Raw genomic sequence first — 18,205 nt, forward strand, 5'->3', positions numbered from 1 at the left:
AACTTTTTTAAGTGTGATTAGTTGGGATGCGTTTTTTAAAGATAAAAATGATGAAAAGAACACAACGGAATAAAACCTTTTTTTCTTACTTATTGGACAAACCGTTATAAACTGTCCAATCCTCCGAAATAACTTAGGCTTTTCTACAAAAATATTTAAACATAACATTTTTTGTAGATTCCCTCCGTTTATTGTCGGTTTCCATCCGCATACATTTTTTAAAAGTATGATATAATAGTATAAATCTTGAAGGAAGGGATTTTGATATCATGATCGCTCGAAGGAGCATGTGGCATCGTATTGACGAATCATACACGTAGCGTATTTTTTAGCTCAGATACTTTAGTCTAGCGAAAAAAATACGAGAGTGGGGAAATTATGATTGCCCGAAGGATAATTTGGCAAAAAAAAGACTCTTCTTACACATAGCGTTTTGTTTAGGACTTAATTGTTACTAACTAAACAAAACAAAACAAAGAAGAGCAGGATTGCTAAATGACGAATCCTACTCCACGTTTTGTTTAGTCGTTTTAAGACTTAAACTAAAACGAAGGTAGGGAGAATTGATGGACGAGAGGATTATTCGTTATTTCTTCAGCGACATATAGCGTAGTTAGTTTTTTCGTAAACTAACTGAAAGCTACATGTGAGCTCGTAGTTAGTTTACAACACAAAAAGGACTACTAACTACGGAAAGAAGGAATAACGATGAGGAACATCCAAAGTCGGCAAATTATTAAAGAAATTTTTATGGTTTTAATCGGTTCATTTATTTTAGCAGCAGCGCTATATCACATTCACTTCCAAAACCACTTAACAGAAGGTGGCTTTGTAGGAATTGCACTATTCATTCAAAACTTTTATGATATTTCACCATCTATTTCAACTGTATTAATGGATATCCCAATTATTTTACTGTGTGCTTCATTTTTAGGTAGAAAAATGGTTGGCTACTCATTCTTAGGTTCAATTTCATTCGGAGTATTTTATTCCTTTATGGAAAATTATTCTCCATTTACGGTAGATTTATCAAATAACTTATTTATAGCTGCAGTAGTTGGCGGTGCGTTAGCTGGTATTGGACTCGGTTTTATATTGCGATTTGGCGGTGCAACCGGTGGAGACGATATTTTAACAATTGTATTAAGTAAACGAACTCGTTTTACAATTGGGCAAATTTTCTTCGTCTTTGACGCGATTGTTCTTGCGCTTTCATTATATTATTTAAATTGGACAGAAATTGCTTTTACTATTCTTTCGATTGCCGTACAGGCAAAAACATTGGATTTAATTTATTATCCAAAAACAGAAAAAACAGCAGAAAAGCAGCCAGTATCTGTTCCAATGTCCAAAAAACATGCAACAAATTAAAAAAGCGAAAGGCTTCGGCCTCTCGCTTTTTTTTATGCTCTTTTTTCTTTCTCGACTATATGGCGCACTTGATAAAATCTATTTGCAAATTCAGTAACGTTTCTTGTTAAACGATAATTCACTGTAGATCCAATTGCCATTCCAATTACCGGAATACCTTGGAATAATTTACGACGAAGAGCATAAATCGAAAATGTCTTCAAAATTTGTTTTAACACAACTTCAGTAGAAGCTGTTTGTAACACTGCTTCGTCTCCTTCATAAAAGAACGAATCTTCTTGTTCCAGCTCTTGCAATAAATTGTACCATGCGTATTGCTGAAGTCTTCCTGGTAGTAATGACGCGTGAAACACCTTTAACGCAAGCATCATTTCATATGGCTTGTTCACATCATGTCCAAATGATGTTGCAATAAGTTGGACCGCCTTCACATTTAACGCGATCATAACCGGAAAATCCGCCGTTAATAATAATAAACCTCCAGCACCTGTCGCCCCGCCTTGCACAAATGAATATAGACGATGACGTGCTGTTTGCTGCTCTGCTATGTATGTTAACTGATCAATAGATAATGCTTTCAAATCTTCAAGCTGTTCAATCGATTCATCAAATAATCTCGATGTTCCTAAAATCCGATTACGTGCGTCTAACTGTGCTTGTGAACTTTGAATAAATGCATGCAAATGAAAGAGCCATCCATCTGCTTTCGTGAAGAATTCTTTTCGCTTTTTCTCAGGTAATTTCGCAACTGTAGTATGTAACCATTTATCAAACACTTTCTGAAAATCGGTCGCTTCTTGCTCAACTAATTGCGCTTCCCATTCTTTTATATTGTCTAAAATGGCTTGTTCTCGCTTCGATCGCATCGTAACAACCACCTCGTTCGATTTTTTTCTATTGTAACATATTTCTGCTTATTCTTTACAAATATGCTTGTATATCTCTTTTCACATACCCTTTATGAGTGACATAAAATAATAGCAAAAAGGATGAGATACTTCACATGAATCTATCCAATCTAAAACAAAACTATAACGCAGTATTCAGCTTAGGACAAAACTGTTGGCCTGCTTGGGCATTATATCAATTAGAATTATCACCATTTTTTGGCGTTATTGATTTTATGCTAAGTCCTTCATTAACGAAAGTAAATTTATTATTACAAAATCGATTTGACCGTTTTTTAAATTTCGAAAATCTATCCTTCATCTCATTTTGGGATGATGATGCCAAATTAAGATTAAGGGACAACCTTTATGAAATTGACTCCTGTCATGACTTTAAAACAGATGTAAACACACCAACTTATTGGCCTTCTTATACAGAAATTAAGTTAAACTATGAACATCGAATTAATCGTTTTCTAACTACAATTGAAACGGCAGAATCCATATTGTTTATTCGAACTGGAGGAACATATGAAGAAGCATGTTCCCTAGAACAAATTTTATCTCAAATCGTTACACATACATTCTCTGTCCTATTACTAATTCCTGCCGATATACCAACTATCACCCAAGAAGATTGGGGATTACAACGTACTTGCGTTATGAAATGTCCTATTATGGATGTATACCAATACAATGAAGCATTTTGGAAAGACTTATTTGATGGAATTACAGTTAGACCACACACTTAAATACACGATACTTTTATCACACCATACATTATAATCGTCTTTATACAAAACAAATAAGGAGTGATTCTATATGTATCCACGTGCAAAAGCTTTCGGTCTTGCTGTACATCAAGATCGCCTTCTCGTACAAGAATATCATACAGAAGGCGAAACATATTATCGTCCTCTTGGCGGTTCCATTGAACTTGGTGAAAAATCAGCACATACTGTTATTCGGGAGTTTACAGAAGAGCTTCATACGGAGATAGAAATCATCAATTATTTAGGTTGTTTAGAAAATGTCTTTCATCTCGATGGAGACATTGGTCATGAAATCATTCAACTATATTCTTTGCGTTTATTAGACACGTCACTATATGAAATGAAAATATTAAATATACAAGATGAGGAAACAGTAGCGTATGCGAAATGGATTCCTATTACGGCATTCATTCAGAAAGAAAAAATATTATATCCAGATGGAGTTTTAAAATACATCCAAAAGAAAAAAGACGAAATCCTATAGGATCTCGTCTTTCTTTTCATATATTAACCAATATCTCCAAGACGTAGTACGTCACGAGCAATCATAACTTCTTCGTCAGTTGGAATTACGATAATTTTTACTGGAGAGTGTGGGAAGCTGATGAATGCTTCTTCACCGAATACGTTATTACGTTTTGCATCGAAGTATACGCCCATGTACTCAAGGCCTTCTAATACGCGCTCACGAATAATCGCACTGTTCTCACCTACACCAGCTGTGAAGATGATTGCGTCTACACCTTTCATACGAGCAGTGTAAGAACCGATGTATTTGTGGATACGGCTTACGAATACATCAAGTGCTACTTTCGCACGGTGGTCGCCTTCTTCTTCTTTCGCAATGATGTCACGTAGGTCACTAGAGTAACCAGTAAGACCTAACATACCACTCTTCTTGTTTAATACGTTAACTACTTCTTCTACTGTTTGGCCTGTTTTTTCCATGATGTATGGAATTAACGCAGGGTCAAGGTTACCAGAACGTGTACCCATTGTTACACCAGCAAGTGGAGTGAAGCCCATAGAAGTATCGATAGATTTACCGCCTTCTACTGCTGCGATACTTGCACCGTTACCTAAGTGACAAGAAAGTAAGCTTAAGCTTTCAATTGGACGACCTAATAATTCAGCCGCACGCTCAGTTACATATTTATGAGAAGTTCCGTGGAAACCGTATTTACGGATGCCGAATTTTTCATAGTACTCATATGGTAAGCTGTATAGGAATGCAGATTCCGGCATTGTTTGGTGGAATGCTGTATCGAATACTGCTACTGCTGGTACGTTTGGTAATACTTCTTGGAATGCTTTAATACCAACAACGTTTGCTGGGTTATGAAGTGGTGCTAAATCGCTTAATTCTTCGATATCAGCTAATACTTCATCAGTAATTAAAACAGAGTCAGCAAATTTTTCGCCGCCGTGAACGACACGGTGACCGATACCGCCAATCTCATCTAGAGATTTAACGATTCCGTTTTCAGTTAACTTTTTAAGAAGCATATTAACTGCTACTGCGTGATCTGGAATGTTTGTAATTTCTTTTTGTTTTTCGCCATCTACAGTAATAGTGAAGATACTATCTTCTAAACCGATACGTTCTACTAAACCTTTTGTTAATACTGTTTCACTTGGCATTTCAAATAATTGGAATTTTAAGGAAGAGCTTCCTGCGTTAATCGCGATGATTTTTGACATCTAGTCTTTCGCCCCTTTTTCTCTTGGTAGTTGTGTGGATGTTTCCACAAACCGCTCGATTTTATCTGATCAAATTCACCAAATATGAAAACGTTTCATCATTAGCAAATTTTATACTCACGATTTTAATTTAAACATCGTCCGACATATATTTCAAGTGAAAAAATTGTAACACCAAGAAAAAATATATATTACAGATTTCAAAAAAATTCAGTTAAATCTAGTATATATTTAAAAATATGACATATTATATAAAACTGTACTACATGAATCACTAATGCTGTTACATACACCCAGCTTTATTTATGTGTTGCAAACCAAGTATTTAATTGGTCCATAATGTTCTCCATCGCCTTCATGTTAGAGAATTTAGGCAACTCCACTAATAACGCCTGTTTTGGCATTGTTACATTAGCGCCTTTCTTTTGGAGAACAAATATACTTTTTGCATTTTTCTCGTTTTTAAACATGGAAACAGGAAGCTGTAATAACCCTTGAATAAAGCATGTTTCTTTAATAAATGCATGTAATTTTGGTGCCTGGTCACTTTCAAAAATGAAGTTTGGTACTAAGAAGAATAAGTACCCGCCCTCTTTCGTATGTTTCACACTTTGTTCAATAAATAAGTGATGAGCATACGACATTCCTTCATCTGCTTTTAATTTATATTCACTGGCACCGATTTCGTTTGGATAGTAACCAATCGGTAAGTCTGAAACGACTGCATCAACTGGATCGATATAAAGTGGTGCTAGTCCATCTTGATGGAAGAATTCGATTGCATGCTTTTGTAAATTTGCATTTACTAAAGCAAGTTTAATTAGCACTTCATCCACTTCTACACCAAATCCACTCATTGTTAGTCCTTCTTTGGCGCTATTAAACACTGTAGTCATTAAATTTCCTGTTCCAATTGCAGGATCTAAAACTGTAATTTCGTTTTGACCTTGCATAAATTTATGGAATAAGTAACTCATGAACATCCCAACTGCATCAGGCGTCATTTCATGATTCGCTTGTACGCCTTCTTTCATTCCTTTTAAGATGGCTAACTGAAATGCTTTACGAATTTCTTCACCTTTATATGTTTCTTCATTAAACGTACTATATTCACGATTCAGCCTTTCAATTGCTGATTCGGATAATTCCTCTTGTAAAATCGCTCCCTCAAACAAGTTATCACCTGTTTCTACAAGCGCCTCTAAATATGTCACATCTAATTCTTTACGTAAAACTACCGCAGAAGAATCAAAAATAGAAAATAATGTTTCCACTGTCTGACTCACGTACATTCCTCCTTCTCTCTTTTACACATAACTTATATCATACCACAAAGTGATTTTTTCCAAAAAGAAAAAGCGACCTCCTGTAAAGAGCTCCCTCTCAAGTTATATATGATATAACGTTTTTTCTCATATATCGGCACCGTTACGCAGCGATATATGAGAAAAAACGACCTCTTTATAAGAGGTCATTTCCTTCACATTACTTTGCAGATTTAGCTGCTTCTAATGCTGCTTCATAGTTTGGATGGCTTGTACCTTCGCCTACGTATTCTACGTAAACTACTTTGTCGTTGCTATCTACTACGAATACTGCACGAGCAAGTAAACGAAGTTCTTTCATTACTAAGCCGTAAGCTTCACCGAATGAAAGGTCACGGTGGTCAGAAAGTGTTACAACATTTTCTAAACCGTTTGCTGCACACCAGCGTTTTTGAGCGAATGGTAAATCAGCGCTAATTGTTAATACTTTTGCGTTTTCAATACCTGCTGCATCTTGGTTAAAACGACGTGTTTGTGCATCACACACACCTGTGTCGATTGAAGGTACAACACTAATTAATTTTACTTCGCCTTTGTATGTTTCTAAACTTACTGGAGATAAGTCGTTTGCTAATACTTGGAAGTTTGGCGCTTGATCGCCAACTTTAACTTCTGTTCCAACTAAAGTCATTGGATTACCTTTAAAAGTTACGTTTGCCACTTGAAAATCCTCCCTTATTTAAACAAAATATGTACAATGTAAATGATAGTTTGTCCCTATCGATAATGCAAATAAAATCGCTTTATTTACAAAAAAATAAAAGAAGCTAACCTATTGATTAGCTTCTTTATTCGTTAAATTTGAAATTCAGGATCATCTTCTTTTCGTTTATCCATCATTTCTTTCACTTTATCAACAGCTTGTGGCGCTAATTCAATTATTTTATCGATGACATGCGTTTGCTTATCTAAATGTAATACTTTCACACCATCTCCATTTATAACAAGAAAGGCAACAGGATTAATAGAAACTCCTCCTCCACTTCCTCCGCCAAATGGATGACGGCCTGAATGTTCTACCCTACCAAATTCACTTCCACCAGCAGCAAATCCGAAACTTACTTTCGAAACAGTAAGAATTACACTTCCATCTGCCGCTTTAATTGGGTCACCAACAATTGTATTTACATCAGTCATTTGTTTTAAATGCTGCATTGCGGTTGTCATTAAACCTTGAATTGGATGGTCCATTCTATATCCCCCCTATGCTTGAACAGATTTTTCTGTCATACCAGATTTTTGCTGCCTCATAAATATGAGCAATTTCACCGCTGTTTTTATAGTACGAAATATACGAAAAGATGCTGTTAACTCGCATCTCGATGCAAATCCTTTCCCTTGAAAAACAGGAGTAATTTCAAATTCTGGTACATCGACAATATGCATATATTGTCCGACAACTCCAGCAGCCATTCCTTTTGTCCCCCATGCATATCCAGTGACAATTCCAGTACTAGCTGCGTCGCCTGCTCCAATTTGCGTATGCCATTTCCAACCATTGATTTTCACTCGTTTGAGAAAATCTTTAACGATAGTATGAACTTTTTGAAGCCTTTTTATCAGTTCTCCAATACTGTCAAGTTGCGCCATAATTTTATTATCTAGTCCGCCGTCCTCTTCAGCTTTTTCGATTTTCTGTCCTGTTTTTTTCTGCTGTTTTTCAATTCTTTCCAATACATCAAATGTATATCGAATCATCCATATTTTCACTTGAAATAAACATTGCTTTTCCATTTCTGAATATAAAAATGTCACCTTAAGCGATATTTTCGACAATAGTATAAGCAAAATAAAAAGGAGAAGAATTATTATTCCAATTACGAGCCACTTCATACGTATCATCCTTTCACTCCGTACCCATTATCGACAACTTTATTCATCATTAAACAGAGTTCCATAAGATTGAATATAAAAATTTTTCTAAAAATAAAAAGGTATTTTGACAATTTGTATCGAAATATATTATTTGAACATATCATCAGGGAACGGACTCTAATGATATGTAGCACGAAAAACAGAAAATTTAACTGCAGTGGAGGGATACATAATGGCAGATCGTCGCAATTTATTTTTCTTTTATGGTGATGACAAAGCAACGCTCGTTGAAAAAATGAAACCAATCTATCGTATTTTAGAAGAGAATGGATTTACCATATTAGATCATCCAAAAAATGCAAACGCTATCGTCAGTGTTGGAGATGATGCAACCTTCTTACAAGCCGTTCGTAAAACTGGTTTTAGGGAAGATTGCTTATACGCAGGGATTTCTACGAAAGATGAAACTTCGTTCTACTGCGATTTCCACATTGATCACGTTGATACAGCCCTTCAAGAAATTACAAAAAATGAAATTGAAGTGCGAAAATATCCAACAATTCAGGTAGATGTAGATCACAGTACATCTTTCCATTGTTTAAATGAGTTCTCATTACGTTCTAGCATTATTAAAACATTCGTTGTAGATGTTCACGTTGATGATTTATATTTCGAAACATTTAGAGGAGACGGTTTAGTAGTTTCTACCCCAACAGGAAGTACTGCTTACAATAAATCATTGCATGGTGCAGTTGTTGACCCACTTATTCCATGTTTCCAAGTAAGCGAACTAGCATCTTTAAACAACAACACTTACCGTACGCTCGGTTCACCGTTCATTTTAAATCACGAACGTACATTAACTTTAAAACTAAGACCAGACGGTAACGATTATCCTGTTATCGGCATGGATAACGAAGCGCTTAGCATTAAACAAGTGGAAAAAGCTGTTGTACGCTTAAGCGATAAACAAATTAAAACAGTTAAATTAAAAAATAATTCGTTCTGGGAAAAAGTACAGAGAACGTTTTTATAGGATTAAAATAACCGCAGAATTATGGAATTCCATAATTCTGCGGTTATTTATTTACCCCGATTGACGCGAACAATAATCTCTTACTATCCGGCCGTTATTCTTGTCAGTTTTTGTCGGTAATTCGATATATTTTAATAATCGCTGATATATTTTTACACATCTTTTCTATAGACAACTCGGCCATCTATTACGGTCATTTCTGCTTGTACTTCTTTTATTTCTTCTGCCTCAATTTCAAAAATATTGTGGTCTAATATTGTAAAGTCTGCTTCATATCCTTTTGTAATTTGCCCTCGTTTCGCTTCTTTTCCGATTGCATAGGCACTCCCTGTTGTAAATAAAGAAACAGCCTCATATACCGTTAATCTTTCCTCAGGCATATAGCATACACCGTCAATAAAACTTCTACGTGTAACAGCGCTATATATGCCTAGAAACGGATTTACTTGTTCAATAGGAGCATCTGAGCCACCATTACAATGTAGTCCTGCTTCCAGTAATGTCTTCCAAGCATACGCATAACGAAGACGGTGTTCTCCCAGTTTTTCAATGACTGATGGAAAATCTGATGAAAGAAAGACTGGCTGTATATCGATAATGGCTTGCAAGTTTTTCATTCTTTCTATCAACTCTTCACGAGCAAGCTGACAATGAATAATACGGTCACGTAACCCTTCTGCTGGTGGATATAATTCGAGTGCATCAATAACATATTCAAGCGACAAGTCACCGATAGTATGAATCGCAACTGGCATATGTAAGTCTCGTGCTTTCTTCACTAATTCTGCAAGTTCTTCACGCGAGAAAATTGCAACCCCATTCGTTTCCTTTGCATCTTCATACGGTTCACTTAATAATGCTGTTCTTCCTCCAAAAGAACCGTCAGAAAAAATTTTCATTGCCCCAAATTCAATATAATGTTCATTTTCATATTCCTTTCGTTCATGTGCTACTTCATGGTGAACGAGCAAATGGGCTTTAAATGGCATTTCTTTTATAACGTGAGAAAACGCATTATATGTTTTTCTAAAACCACTGTAGTAATTTAAATCTTCCGTATGCCCGCCTACAAGTCCGTATTTCCAGCAATCTTTAATCGCTGTTTGCAAAGCTCTTTGTAAATACGCTTCATCAATTTCAGGCTGAACATGTTTAATTAATTCTTGTCCTTGTTCATATAAAAGTCCTGTTAACTTATTTGATGAATCCCTACCGATTTTCCCGCCTTTTGGATTTTGCGTCGCTTCTGTTATGTTCGCTTCTTGCAATATGTATGAATTCACCCATGTAACGTGACGACAAACTCGCTTTAATAAAATGGGGTGTTCTTTCGAAATTTCATCTAAATCACGCGCGTGAACATCTTTCGTATCTGTAAAGTTATTTTCATTCCATCCTTCTCCAATAATCCAAGAGCCCTTTGGAGCTTCTTCCACTCGCTTCTGAACAAGAGTAAGCACTTCACCATAAGATGTACAATTTGATAAATCTAGACGGAGTAATCTCTCTCCATGCCCAATAAGATGCATATGACTATCAACGAGACCTGGAATCATTGTTTTGCCTTTTAAATCGTGCAATGTAACCGCGGCATATTGGTTTTCTAACTCTTCTTTACTTCCAAAATCAACGATCGTACCGTTTTCAATGTAAACAGCGTCCACTTTTTCATTTTCTTCTCTCATTGTGTAAATGGTACCGCCATACCAAATTTCTCCCATATATCCCATCTCCTTTATTTTTTATTGTATAAAAAAAAGCACCATTTCAAAACATGGTGCTTTTCTAAAAATTACTTTTGTTCAGTAGTAGACGTTGTAACTTGCCATTCAATATTAAATTTATCTTTTACTTGTCCGTATGCTGGGCTCCAGAATGTTTCTTGAAGTGGCATGATAACTTCTCCACCTTCTTGTAACTTATCGAATACTTCTTTTGCTTTTTCTGCATTACTAATTTGAATTGCGATTGTTACTTGAGATCCGATTGCATGCCCTTGACCTGGGAATGTATCAGAAATCATAAGATCCGTATTACCAACTTTTAAAGTAGCGTGTAAAACGCGCTCTTTCGCTTCAGCTGGAATCGGGTATTCTGGATTTTCAGGCATGTCACCAAAAGTTTGCATGACTTCTACTTTTGCATCTAAAGCCTCTTTATAAAACTGTACAGCTTCTTGCCCACTACCATCTAAAACTAAGTACGGATTAATACCTAAAATCATACGGACACCTCTTTTTTAAGTTTATAAAATCGAACCTGTGTTCGTTTTTATATTATCATTGTTTTACATTTCATTCAACTATTTACTTCACTGTTTTCAAAATTATTTTGACGGAATCTCCATCTCTTGTTTTCTAAGTTCAATACGGCGAATTTTTCCAGAAATCGTTTTTGGTAGTTCATCTACAAATTCAATTTTGCGAGGGTATTTATATGGTGCAGTGAGTTCTTTGACGTGTTGTTGGAGTGTTGGAATTAATATTTCTTCGTTCTTTTCTATATTCTCTCTTAATACGATAAATGCCTTCACGACACTTCCGCGAATTTCATCAGGACTTGCGACAACCGCACATTCTCTTACGTAAGGATGTTTTACAAGCGCATCCTCTACTTCAAACGGCCCAATTGTATAACCAGAGCTAATAATGATATCATCACCGCGCCCTTCAAACCAGAAGTAGCCGTCTTCATCTTTCTTCGCTTTATCACCTGTAATATAATAATCACCGCGGAATTGCATCGCTGTACGCTCATCGTCTTTATAATATTGTTTAAAGAGTGCCGGCGTTTCAATGTGAACTGCAATATCACCAACTTCGCCTACTTTAACTGGAATACCTTCCTCATTTACGATATCGACGTGGTTACCTGGCGTTGGTTTCCCCATTGATCCTGGTCTAATATCCATCCCTTTCATTACACCAACAAGTAGTGTATTTTCCGTTTGCCCATAGCCGTCTCTTACTGTAATATCAAAGTGCTTTTGGAATGTTCCAATGACTTCTCTATTTAACGGCTCACCTGCGGATACAGCGCTATGTAACGCCTCTAAATTGTACTCGCTTAAATCTTCTACCTTTGCCATTAATCTATACTCAGTCGGTGTACAACAAAGCACATTCACCTTATTATCGCCTAATAAATTTAAATACGTTTTCGGTTCAAACTTACCGTTGTATACAAATCCTGTTGCCCCTGAACCGAGAGTTGCTAAAAACGGGCTCCAAATCCACTTTTGCCACCCTGGACTAGCCGTTGCCCATACAACATCATTCTCTTCAATTCCGAGCCAATTTGGGGCGCTTGTACGTAAATGAGCGTATGCCCACGCGTGCGTATGAACAACACCTTTCGGGTTTCCTGTCGTCCCTGACGTGTAAGATAAAAAGACCATATCTTCTTTATCTGTTTTCGCCATTTCTAACATGTCACTTTCTGTTTCTAATGCTGTTTTTAAATTGATCCATCCGTCTACTGACTGCTCGCTCAGGACGAATTTTTGAAGAGATTCCATTGCTTCTATATCATCAAACTGTCCAATGTACGGCTCATAGCTTACTATCGCTTTTACTTCGCCATGTCCAATTCGATATTCGATATCTTTTTTACGCAACATTTCCGAACTCGGAATTACAACAAATCCTGCTTTAATCGCAGCGATATACGTCATGTATGCTTCAATTAAGCGCGGCATCATAATAAGGAGCTTGTCCCCTTTTTGTAAGCCACTTTTTATAAAAGCGTTTCCAATTTTATTTGCACCTTGCATTAATTCAAAATATGTAACTTCTCGTCTATTCCCTTTATCATCTTGCCAAATTAAAGCAAGCTTCTCTTTATCGTCTGTATATTTCTCTATTTCTGAAACTAAATTATAAGATGGTGGTGCCAACAATTCCTCTCTCTTCATAAACATCCTCCTTTTTCTTTATGCCTCCCTTATATAATAAAGAATTTTCAGTAAATTTTGAACCCTCTTCTTTTGACAATTTTTTTATGCTTTTGTCGAAATGAATTTATACTAATTTGAACAACAAAAAGAAAGAGCGGGAAAACCCGCCCTTTCTAAGCCATCGTATATGGGATTATTTTTGGAAACCGCCTAATTGTTGCTCAGCTAGTGAAACTAGACGTTTTGTAATTTCGCCACCAACAGAACCGTTAGCGCGAGATGTTGCATCCGCTCCAAGTTGAACACCAAACTCTTGAGCGATTTCGTATTTCATTTGGTCTAATGCTGATTCAGCACCAGGAACCGCTAATTTATTTGTGCTACGTGCCATGTTATATCACCTCCTTGTGAGTATAGAGTGTGATAAATAACATGACTTCATACACATTTTAGATATGGTAATTTATGGTTTTAGAAAAGTTCTTCGAATTTTTCTTCTTCCGCCACTACTTCAACTGTTTGTAATACCATTGTTTCTTTGTTCGCTACAGCTTGTTCGATTAACGGTGTGAAATCGTATTTCGCTTCAAATCGATTTGCTTTTTCACGCTTCGGCTTCGTCGCCGGGCTAGCTGGTGTGAATACTGTACAGCAATCTTCGTATGGACGAATTGAAATATCATACGTGCCGATTTCTTCAGCAATTTTAATAATTTCTAATTTATCCATCGTAATAAGCGGACGAATAACTGGGTAGTTTGTTACTTCGTTAATCGTATGCATACTATCTAATGTTTGGCTTGCTACTTGTCCAAGACTTTCACCAGTTGTGATTGCAAGTGCATTACGCTCCTCAGCAATCTGCTCTGTAATACGCATCATCATACGGCGCATAACCGTCATTGAATAGCTAGATGGGATTTCTTTATTAATCGTTTTTTGCACTTCTGTAAACGGAATAAGGTGAAGCGTTACACGTTTACAGTATTTCGTTAACTCTTGTGCTAAATCGATTACTTTTTGTTTTGCACGCTCACTTGTGAAAGGTGGGCTATGGAAGTGAACTGCTTCCACAGATACGCCGCGTTTCATCGTTAAGTACGCTGCTACTGGGCTATCAATACCACCAGAAAGAAGTACCATTACTTTTCCGCCAACGCCAACTGGTAAACCGCCAGCTCCCATGTGCTCACCACACATAATATAGCTGTAACCACTGCGAATTTCTACACGTACATTCACATCTGGATTATGGACGTCTACTGTGATATCCTCTGTATTTTCTAAAATGTGCCCACCGATTTCTGGAAGTAACTCCATCGTCTTCATTGGGAAGCGCTTATCAGAACGGTGCACTGTAATTTTAAATGTTTTCACATCATCTTTTACTTGTAAGAACGCTGCTAATGCACCTTTTTTAATGTCTTCTAATTCTGATGGTACTTTCATCGCTAAGTTAAACTTATGAATACCAAATACGTCTTTCAATCTTTCAGAGATTGCTTCATGATCTTCACCATTTAACTGGATGTACATACGGTCATGCGTTGCATCAATTTTAATATTTGGGAACTTTTTCAGTTTGAACTTCACGTTATCTTTTAATGTGCTTACAAATTTAGAACGGTTTTTACCTTTTGTCGTCATTTCTCCGTAACGCACTAAAATATATTCATATGTCATCATATTTCTTTACCTCATCACTTCATATAATTTTGGCATCGTCTCTTTTACAATACCTTCAAATTGTTTTACTTCTTCCATCGTGTTGTCTGGTGCCAAACTAATACGAATAGCACTTGCAGCTGCTGCATGCGGCACTCCCATTGACACTAACACTCTGCTCACTTCATTTGCTTTTGAAGAACAAGCAGACTTCGTCGATACATATACACCGTGCTCTTCTAAAGCATGAACGACTACTTCTGGTTTTAAACCAACAAATGATACATTTAAAATGTGCGGTGCTGCATATGCAAGCGATGTATTAATTGTCACATCTTCCATCTCTTTAAAGAAGCTGACAAGCTCTGCTTGTAAACTTTGCAAATGAGCTACCTTTTCTTTCACTTGTTCCATTGTCATGCGAAGAGCTTTCACCATCGCTACAATGCCAGGTAAATTCTCTGTACCAGAGCGATACTTAAGCTCTTGTTGACCACCTGATAAAATCGGATCTAATCTTACGCCATCACGTATATAAAGAAGACCCGTTCCTTTTACACTGTGGAATTTATGTCCAGATATTGAGCAAAGATCAATATGAGAAGCATATAAATCAAGCGGTACTTTTCCTATCCCTTGTACATGATCTACATGGAATCTTATTTTCGGATGATTCGATAATAACGTTCCAATTTCAGCAACGGGCTGAATTGCTCCAGTTTCGTTGTTCACATGAATAATTGATACAAGAATCGTATCTTCACGAAGTGCTCGTTTTACATCCTCTACCGATACAACACCATGCTCGTTAACCGGTAAATATGTTACATCAAATCCGAGTTCTTCTAATTGCTTATATGCCTCAAACACAGACGCGTGTTCAATATTTGTTGTAATGATATGTTTGCCGCGCGAACGATTCCTCATCGCTATCCCTTTAATCGCAAGGTTGTTCCCTTCCGTTCCACCTGATGTGAAAATAATTTCAGAAGGTTTAACGTGAAGAAGCTGCGCTGCAATCGTTCTTGATTGTGTTAATAGACGCTCTGCCTCTCCTCCAAGCGAATGAATAGAAGAAGGATTACCAAAATATTTCCCAGCAACCGTCACGTACGATTGAAGAGCTTCTGGATATGGCTTCGTCGTCGCACTATTATCAAAATAGATCATCGTTCTTCCCCTTTCAGCGCTATCACATCATATAATCATATCATAAATACGTGTCATTACGCTAAGACTACGCAAAGGTTCCGTTTTATCCCGATTAGTGAATAATAATTAGTGAGATACCCCCACTGATTACAGTTTCACTTTATTTTGAAACGAATAACCTTACTGTATTCCGCTATTCATTATAGCAACATCGCCTGCAAAATTACACAAAAAAACAAACCCTTTTATAAAAGGGTTTGTTCGAGTATCGAAAAAGGCATTTCATAAATTTAAATATTGAAAATAACCCTGTTTTTAGCCAATTTTAAATTTAATTATCATGTCATTATACTCATTTGTTTCTTTGACATGATAACACTTTTCAGGTTTATACAATATTCTATATCCTCCTTCATCCCAAACTTCGATATGATTTATAATGAATTAAGAATAAGAAATTAACATGATAAATTCCTGTATATAAAAGCTAATCATATAACAGATATACATAAGAAATACAGTTCCTTATTATTAGGAATCTATTTTTTCTGGTGCAAAAATAAAAAGCTGAACCCCTGTTTCAGCTTTTTATATATGAAAGATTATTAACTAGTAGATATATATTTAAAATATAATTATACGCAATATATCGCATAAATAGAAACACTCATTCGTTTACAGATTTCGCGATAAGGGAAGCTCATACCGGACTTTAGTCTGCCTTTAGGTATGGGATGAAAGTATCGCGAAATTTGTAAAAGATTTTAGTTCATAAGGATAAGCCATTAATATAATCTCTATACCCCATAGCTATAAAGTCATACAAGATTGCATTTCAATTGATCCCTCTTTAAAAAAATGATTATGCGTAACCTGGAATAAAGTGAAGAAAATAGCACATTAAATGAGATTTTCAGATAAAAAAAATTCGAAAATTAGATTCCAAAATAATGTGCTCGTGTACATGATTTAATTTAAGAATTTATCCCCAATACTCTCTAGTATTTGATTGCCAGCATTTTGATCACGAATATCCAATCTCATAGAAGTAGTATTTAAGTTCTTAAATATCTTCAATACTGTATCGAAGGGGTTATCAGCTAAACAAGCCTGATTGCTAATCAATTTGAAAAAATCATAAGGATTATCTACCGGTTCTGTATGCTTGTCTACAAAAAATATGGAATCTATTTTACTTACGTTCTCATAATATCCCCATCCCGGAACATCATTGATATGAATTAACTCTGTAGTTAAACCAATATTACCTATGTGAAATGTAGGAATTTCAACAGGTAATTTATCAATTATCTTTTTAAATTTTCCCTCGTGATACTCTTTTGTAGTATTTCTAAGTCCTATTGGTTTTTTAAAAGGAATAATCTCTCCCGTATTATTATCAATTACTAATAAATCATCACTAATTAACAGGTAACCCTCTTCCATTAATTTCATCATTAGGGTCGTCTTACCTGAGCGACTCGGACCAAATAGGGCTACTGTTTTATTATTAACTCTAATTGCACACCCATGAAAAAATGAATATTTCTTTCTAAAATAAGGTACTGTAATTGGTGGAAGAAATGTGGCTTCATCAACCCATTTAGAAAGTGAACCTTCATCTGATCCATGAAGAATTACTAGCCTATCATCAGATAACATCTCACTAACCATCATGTTATGCGAGGAACGATTATCAATTTTAATATAATAATCAGGAGATGTTGTTTGGTAATCCAAATACTCCCTATAAATATAAGTTAATTGATTTAATAGATAAGAGTCATTACTTTCTACGTTTATTACATTACCAAAAAAGTTGAAATTCCTTTCCGAACCTTTCAGCATCATATCAACTCACTCGCCATTATTTAACGTATTTTCAAAGTTGCTAATTGTTGACTCAACCTGATTTTCAAAATTCTTAATGTCCTTATCAGGAATTGCGTATTCATTCATTAGCTTATTCTTTATTTCTTCTAGTGTTATGCCATCAATATGCATTTTTATTATCGATGCCGCAGTTTCGTTTAAGAATATCGGATCTATTCCTTCTATATCTACTATCGCTGTACTTCCAGTTTCAATATACTCATATTTTTTCATCATAAACCCCTCACTTTTTTATTATTTAATCCATGTCAAAATTTATTCATTGGTTTGTAGCTTAACCCCACCTCGGCCATGTTCCCACAGTAATCTCAAAACTTCCAGGCCTATCAATAGTTATAAAATCAGCAATAACCTTTAACACAGTCCTAGTTTGAAAAGGATAGAGAACTAGCTCCATCCCTATCAGGAGCTAGTTTCTCGTAAGCTCTCCACGGTGACCACTGTTTGCATATAACGAAGATTCAATTGATACAATCTTATTATCAAACTTCGTGATAGATAGAGAGTCCATTTTTGAATCAATCCATTTTCTTATGTATTTCACCTCCCTTTAAGGGTGTTTTTTCAGGTTATATTTCTTAACCAAGAACTAGGGTCTTGTAAGCTCTCCACGGTGACCACTGCTTGCATATAATGAAGATTCAATTGACACAATCTTATTATCAAACTTCGTGATAGATAGAGAGTCCATT

Annotated in this window: 18 protein-coding genes; 4 read left to right on the forward strand and 14 right to left on the reverse strand. The window is 35.9% G+C overall.

The genetic code is table 11. The features are described from left to right. The first annotated feature begins 708 nt into the window (after positions 1 to 708). Positions 709 to 1,371, forward strand: a complete 663-nt coding sequence (locus tag ACS2FK_RS04765) for a YitT family protein (RefSeq protein ID WP_001244515.1) — start codon at positions 709 to 711, stop codon at positions 1,369 to 1,371. A gap of 32 nt (positions 1,372 to 1,403) precedes the next feature. Here ACS2FK_RS04765 and ACS2FK_RS04770 read toward each other — a convergent pair whose 3' ends face one another. Continuing rightward, entirely contained in the window at positions 1,404 to 2,237 is an 834-nt protein-coding gene (locus ACS2FK_RS04770) for an EcsC family protein (protein WP_001256853.1), read from the reverse strand. A 137-nt stretch (positions 2,238 to 2,374) separates the two neighbouring features. Here ACS2FK_RS04770 and ACS2FK_RS04775 point away from each other — a divergent pair, with 137 nt between their 5' ends. Together ACS2FK_RS04775 and ACS2FK_RS04780 are read left to right on the forward strand one after the other, a co-directional pair. Next, positions 2,375 to 3,010 (forward strand): DUF1796 family putative cysteine peptidase, encoded by a 636-nt coding sequence (locus ACS2FK_RS04775; protein WP_063548760.1) that lies wholly within the window; start codon positions 2,375 to 2,377, stop codon positions 3,008 to 3,010. A 70-nt stretch (positions 3,011 to 3,080) separates the two neighbouring features. Continuing rightward, the gene (locus ACS2FK_RS04780) at positions 3,081 to 3,515 is read left to right on the forward strand and encodes an NUDIX hydrolase (protein WP_000283497.1); all 435 of its coding nucleotides are present in this window, start codon (positions 3,081 to 3,083) and stop codon (positions 3,513 to 3,515) included. A gap of 23 nt (positions 3,516 to 3,538) precedes the next feature. On the opposite strand, the gene ackA is transcribed toward ACS2FK_RS04780, so the two are convergent. From ackA to ACS2FK_RS04805, 5 genes are all read right to left on the reverse strand, one after another. Next, entirely contained in the window at positions 3,539 to 4,732 is a 1,194-nt protein-coding gene (gene ackA, locus ACS2FK_RS04785) for an acetate kinase (RefSeq protein ID WP_000034575.1), read from the reverse strand. A 299-nt stretch (positions 4,733 to 5,031) separates the two neighbouring features. Further along, positions 5,032 to 6,018 (reverse strand): class I SAM-dependent methyltransferase, encoded by a 987-nt coding sequence (locus ACS2FK_RS04790; protein ID WP_000084363.1) that lies wholly within the window; start codon positions 6,016 to 6,018, stop codon positions 5,032 to 5,034. Positions 6,019 to 6,217: 199 nt separating this feature from the next. Further along, entirely contained in the window at positions 6,218 to 6,718 is a 501-nt protein-coding gene (gene tpx / locus ACS2FK_RS04795; RefSeq protein ID WP_000024527.1) for a thiol peroxidase, read from the reverse strand. A gap of 134 nt (positions 6,719 to 6,852) precedes the next feature. Then, entirely contained in the window at positions 6,853 to 7,248 is a 396-nt protein-coding gene (ytfJ, locus tag ACS2FK_RS04800) for a GerW family sporulation protein (protein ID WP_000350007.1), read from the reverse strand. Positions 7,249 to 7,260: 12 nt separating this feature from the next. Then, positions 7,261 to 7,899, reverse strand: a complete 639-nt coding sequence (locus ACS2FK_RS04805) for a DUF2953 domain-containing protein (RefSeq protein ID WP_002094156.1) — start codon at positions 7,897 to 7,899, stop codon at positions 7,261 to 7,263. Between the two features lie 205 nt (positions 7,900 to 8,104). Here ACS2FK_RS04805 and ACS2FK_RS04810 point away from each other — a divergent pair, with 205 nt between their 5' ends. Further along, positions 8,105 to 8,908 carry an NAD kinase gene (locus ACS2FK_RS04810; protein WP_000785186.1) on the forward strand — a complete coding sequence of 268 codons (804 nt, stop codon included), beginning with the start codon at positions 8,105 to 8,107 and terminating at the stop codon, positions 8,906 to 8,908. A 152-nt stretch (positions 8,909 to 9,060) separates the two neighbouring features. On the opposite strand, the gene ACS2FK_RS04815 is transcribed toward ACS2FK_RS04810, so the two are convergent. The 8 genes from ACS2FK_RS04815 to ACS2FK_RS04850 form a co-directional block, all read right to left on the reverse strand. Then, the gene (locus ACS2FK_RS04815; protein WP_063548762.1) at positions 9,061 to 10,629 is read right to left on the reverse strand and encodes an amidohydrolase; all 1,569 of its coding nucleotides are present in this window, start codon (positions 10,627 to 10,629) and stop codon (positions 9,061 to 9,063) included. A gap of 71 nt (positions 10,630 to 10,700) precedes the next feature. After that, a complete protein-coding gene (locus ACS2FK_RS04820; RefSeq protein WP_000600350.1) occupies positions 10,701 to 11,132 on the reverse strand; it encodes a VOC family protein in 432 nt (143 codons plus the stop codon). Between the two features lie 102 nt (positions 11,133 to 11,234). Next, complete coding sequence (gene mbcS, locus ACS2FK_RS04825) at positions 11,235 to 12,821, reverse strand: acyl-CoA synthetase MbcS (RefSeq protein WP_063548764.1); 1,587 nt, start codon at positions 12,819 to 12,821, stop codon at positions 11,235 to 11,237. Between the two features lie 175 nt (positions 12,822 to 12,996). Continuing rightward, complete coding sequence (locus tag ACS2FK_RS04830) at positions 12,997 to 13,194, reverse strand: alpha/beta-type small acid-soluble spore protein (RefSeq protein WP_000124490.1); 198 nt, start codon at positions 13,192 to 13,194, stop codon at positions 12,997 to 12,999. Between the two features lie 80 nt (positions 13,195 to 13,274). Next, a complete protein-coding gene (gene thiI, locus ACS2FK_RS04835; protein WP_000989275.1) occupies positions 13,275 to 14,489 on the reverse strand; it encodes a tRNA uracil 4-sulfurtransferase ThiI in 1,215 nt (404 codons plus the stop codon). 6 nt (positions 14,490 to 14,495) lie between these two features. Continuing rightward, the gene (locus tag ACS2FK_RS04840) at positions 14,496 to 15,638 is read right to left on the reverse strand and encodes a cysteine desulfurase family protein (RefSeq protein ID WP_000638976.1); all 1,143 of its coding nucleotides are present in this window, start codon (positions 15,636 to 15,638) and stop codon (positions 14,496 to 14,498) included. A gap of 951 nt (positions 15,639 to 16,589) precedes the next feature. Continuing rightward, positions 16,590 to 17,471, reverse strand: coding sequence for a hypothetical protein (locus tag ACS2FK_RS04845; RefSeq protein ID WP_063548766.1), 882 nt, complete (start codon positions 17,469 to 17,471; stop codon positions 16,590 to 16,592). Between the two features lie 6 nt (positions 17,472 to 17,477). After that, positions 17,478 to 17,726: a PqqD family protein gene (locus tag ACS2FK_RS04850; RefSeq protein ID WP_063548768.1), complete on the reverse strand. Its 249-nt coding sequence runs from the start codon at positions 17,724 to 17,726 to the stop codon at positions 17,478 to 17,480. Positions 17,727 to 18,205: the final 479 nt, after the last annotated feature.

This window comes from Bacillus cereus group sp. BceL220 (genome assembly GCF_051776965.1).
Classification (GTDB): Bacteria; Bacillota; Bacilli; order Bacillales; family Bacillaceae_G; genus Bacillus_A; species Bacillus_A cereus.

Excerpts from the sequence above, each read along its gene's own strand:
- ACS2FK_RS04765 (WP_001244515.1), top strand. The coding sequence starts at position 709 with ATGAGGAACATCCAAAGTCGGCAAATTATTAAAGAAATTTTTATGGTT.
- ACS2FK_RS04770 (WP_001256853.1), bottom strand. The coding sequence starts at position 2,237 with ATGCGATCGAAGCGAGAACAAGCCATTTTAGACAATATAAAAGAATGG.
- ACS2FK_RS04775 (WP_063548760.1), top strand. The coding sequence starts at position 2,375 with ATGAATCTATCCAATCTAAAACAAAACTATAACGCAGTATTCAGCTTA.
- ACS2FK_RS04780 (WP_000283497.1), top strand. The coding sequence starts at position 3,081 with ATGTATCCACGTGCAAAAGCTTTCGGTCTTGCTGTACATCAAGATCGC.
- ackA (WP_000034575.1), bottom strand. The coding sequence starts at position 4,732 with ATGTCAAAAATCATCGCGATTAACGCAGGAAGCTCTTCCTTAAAATTC.
- ytfJ (WP_000350007.1), bottom strand. The coding sequence starts at position 7,248 with ATGGACCATCCAATTCAAGGTTTAATGACAACCGCAATGCAGCATTTA.
- ACS2FK_RS04805 (WP_002094156.1), bottom strand. The coding sequence starts at position 7,899 with ATGATACGTATGAAGTGGCTCGTAATTGGAATAATAATTCTTCTCCTT.
- ACS2FK_RS04810 (WP_000785186.1), top strand. The coding sequence starts at position 8,105 with ATGGCAGATCGTCGCAATTTATTTTTCTTTTATGGTGATGACAAAGCA.
- ACS2FK_RS04815 (WP_063548762.1), bottom strand. The coding sequence starts at position 10,629 with ATGGGAGAAATTTGGTATGGCGGTACCATTTACACAATGAGAGAAGAA.
- ACS2FK_RS04820 (WP_000600350.1), bottom strand. The coding sequence starts at position 11,132 with ATGATTTTAGGTATTAATCCGTACTTAGTTTTAGATGGTAGTGGGCAA.
- mbcS (WP_063548764.1), bottom strand. The coding sequence starts at position 12,821 with ATGAAGAGAGAGGAATTGTTGGCACCACCATCTTATAATTTAGTTTCA.
- ACS2FK_RS04830 (WP_000124490.1), bottom strand. The coding sequence starts at position 13,194 with ATGGCACGTAGCACAAATAAATTAGCGGTTCCTGGTGCTGAATCAGCA.
- thiI (WP_000989275.1), bottom strand. The coding sequence starts at position 14,489 with ATGATGACATATGAATATATTTTAGTGCGTTACGGAGAAATGACGACA.
- ACS2FK_RS04840 (WP_000638976.1), bottom strand. The coding sequence starts at position 15,638 with ATGATCTATTTTGATAATAGTGCGACGACGAAGCCATATCCAGAAGCT.
- ACS2FK_RS04845 (WP_063548766.1), bottom strand. The coding sequence starts at position 17,471 with ATGATGCTGAAAGGTTCGGAAAGGAATTTCAACTTTTTTGGTAATGTA.
- ACS2FK_RS04850 (WP_063548768.1), bottom strand. The coding sequence starts at position 17,726 with ATGAAAAAATATGAGTATATTGAAACTGGAAGTACAGCGATAGTAGAT.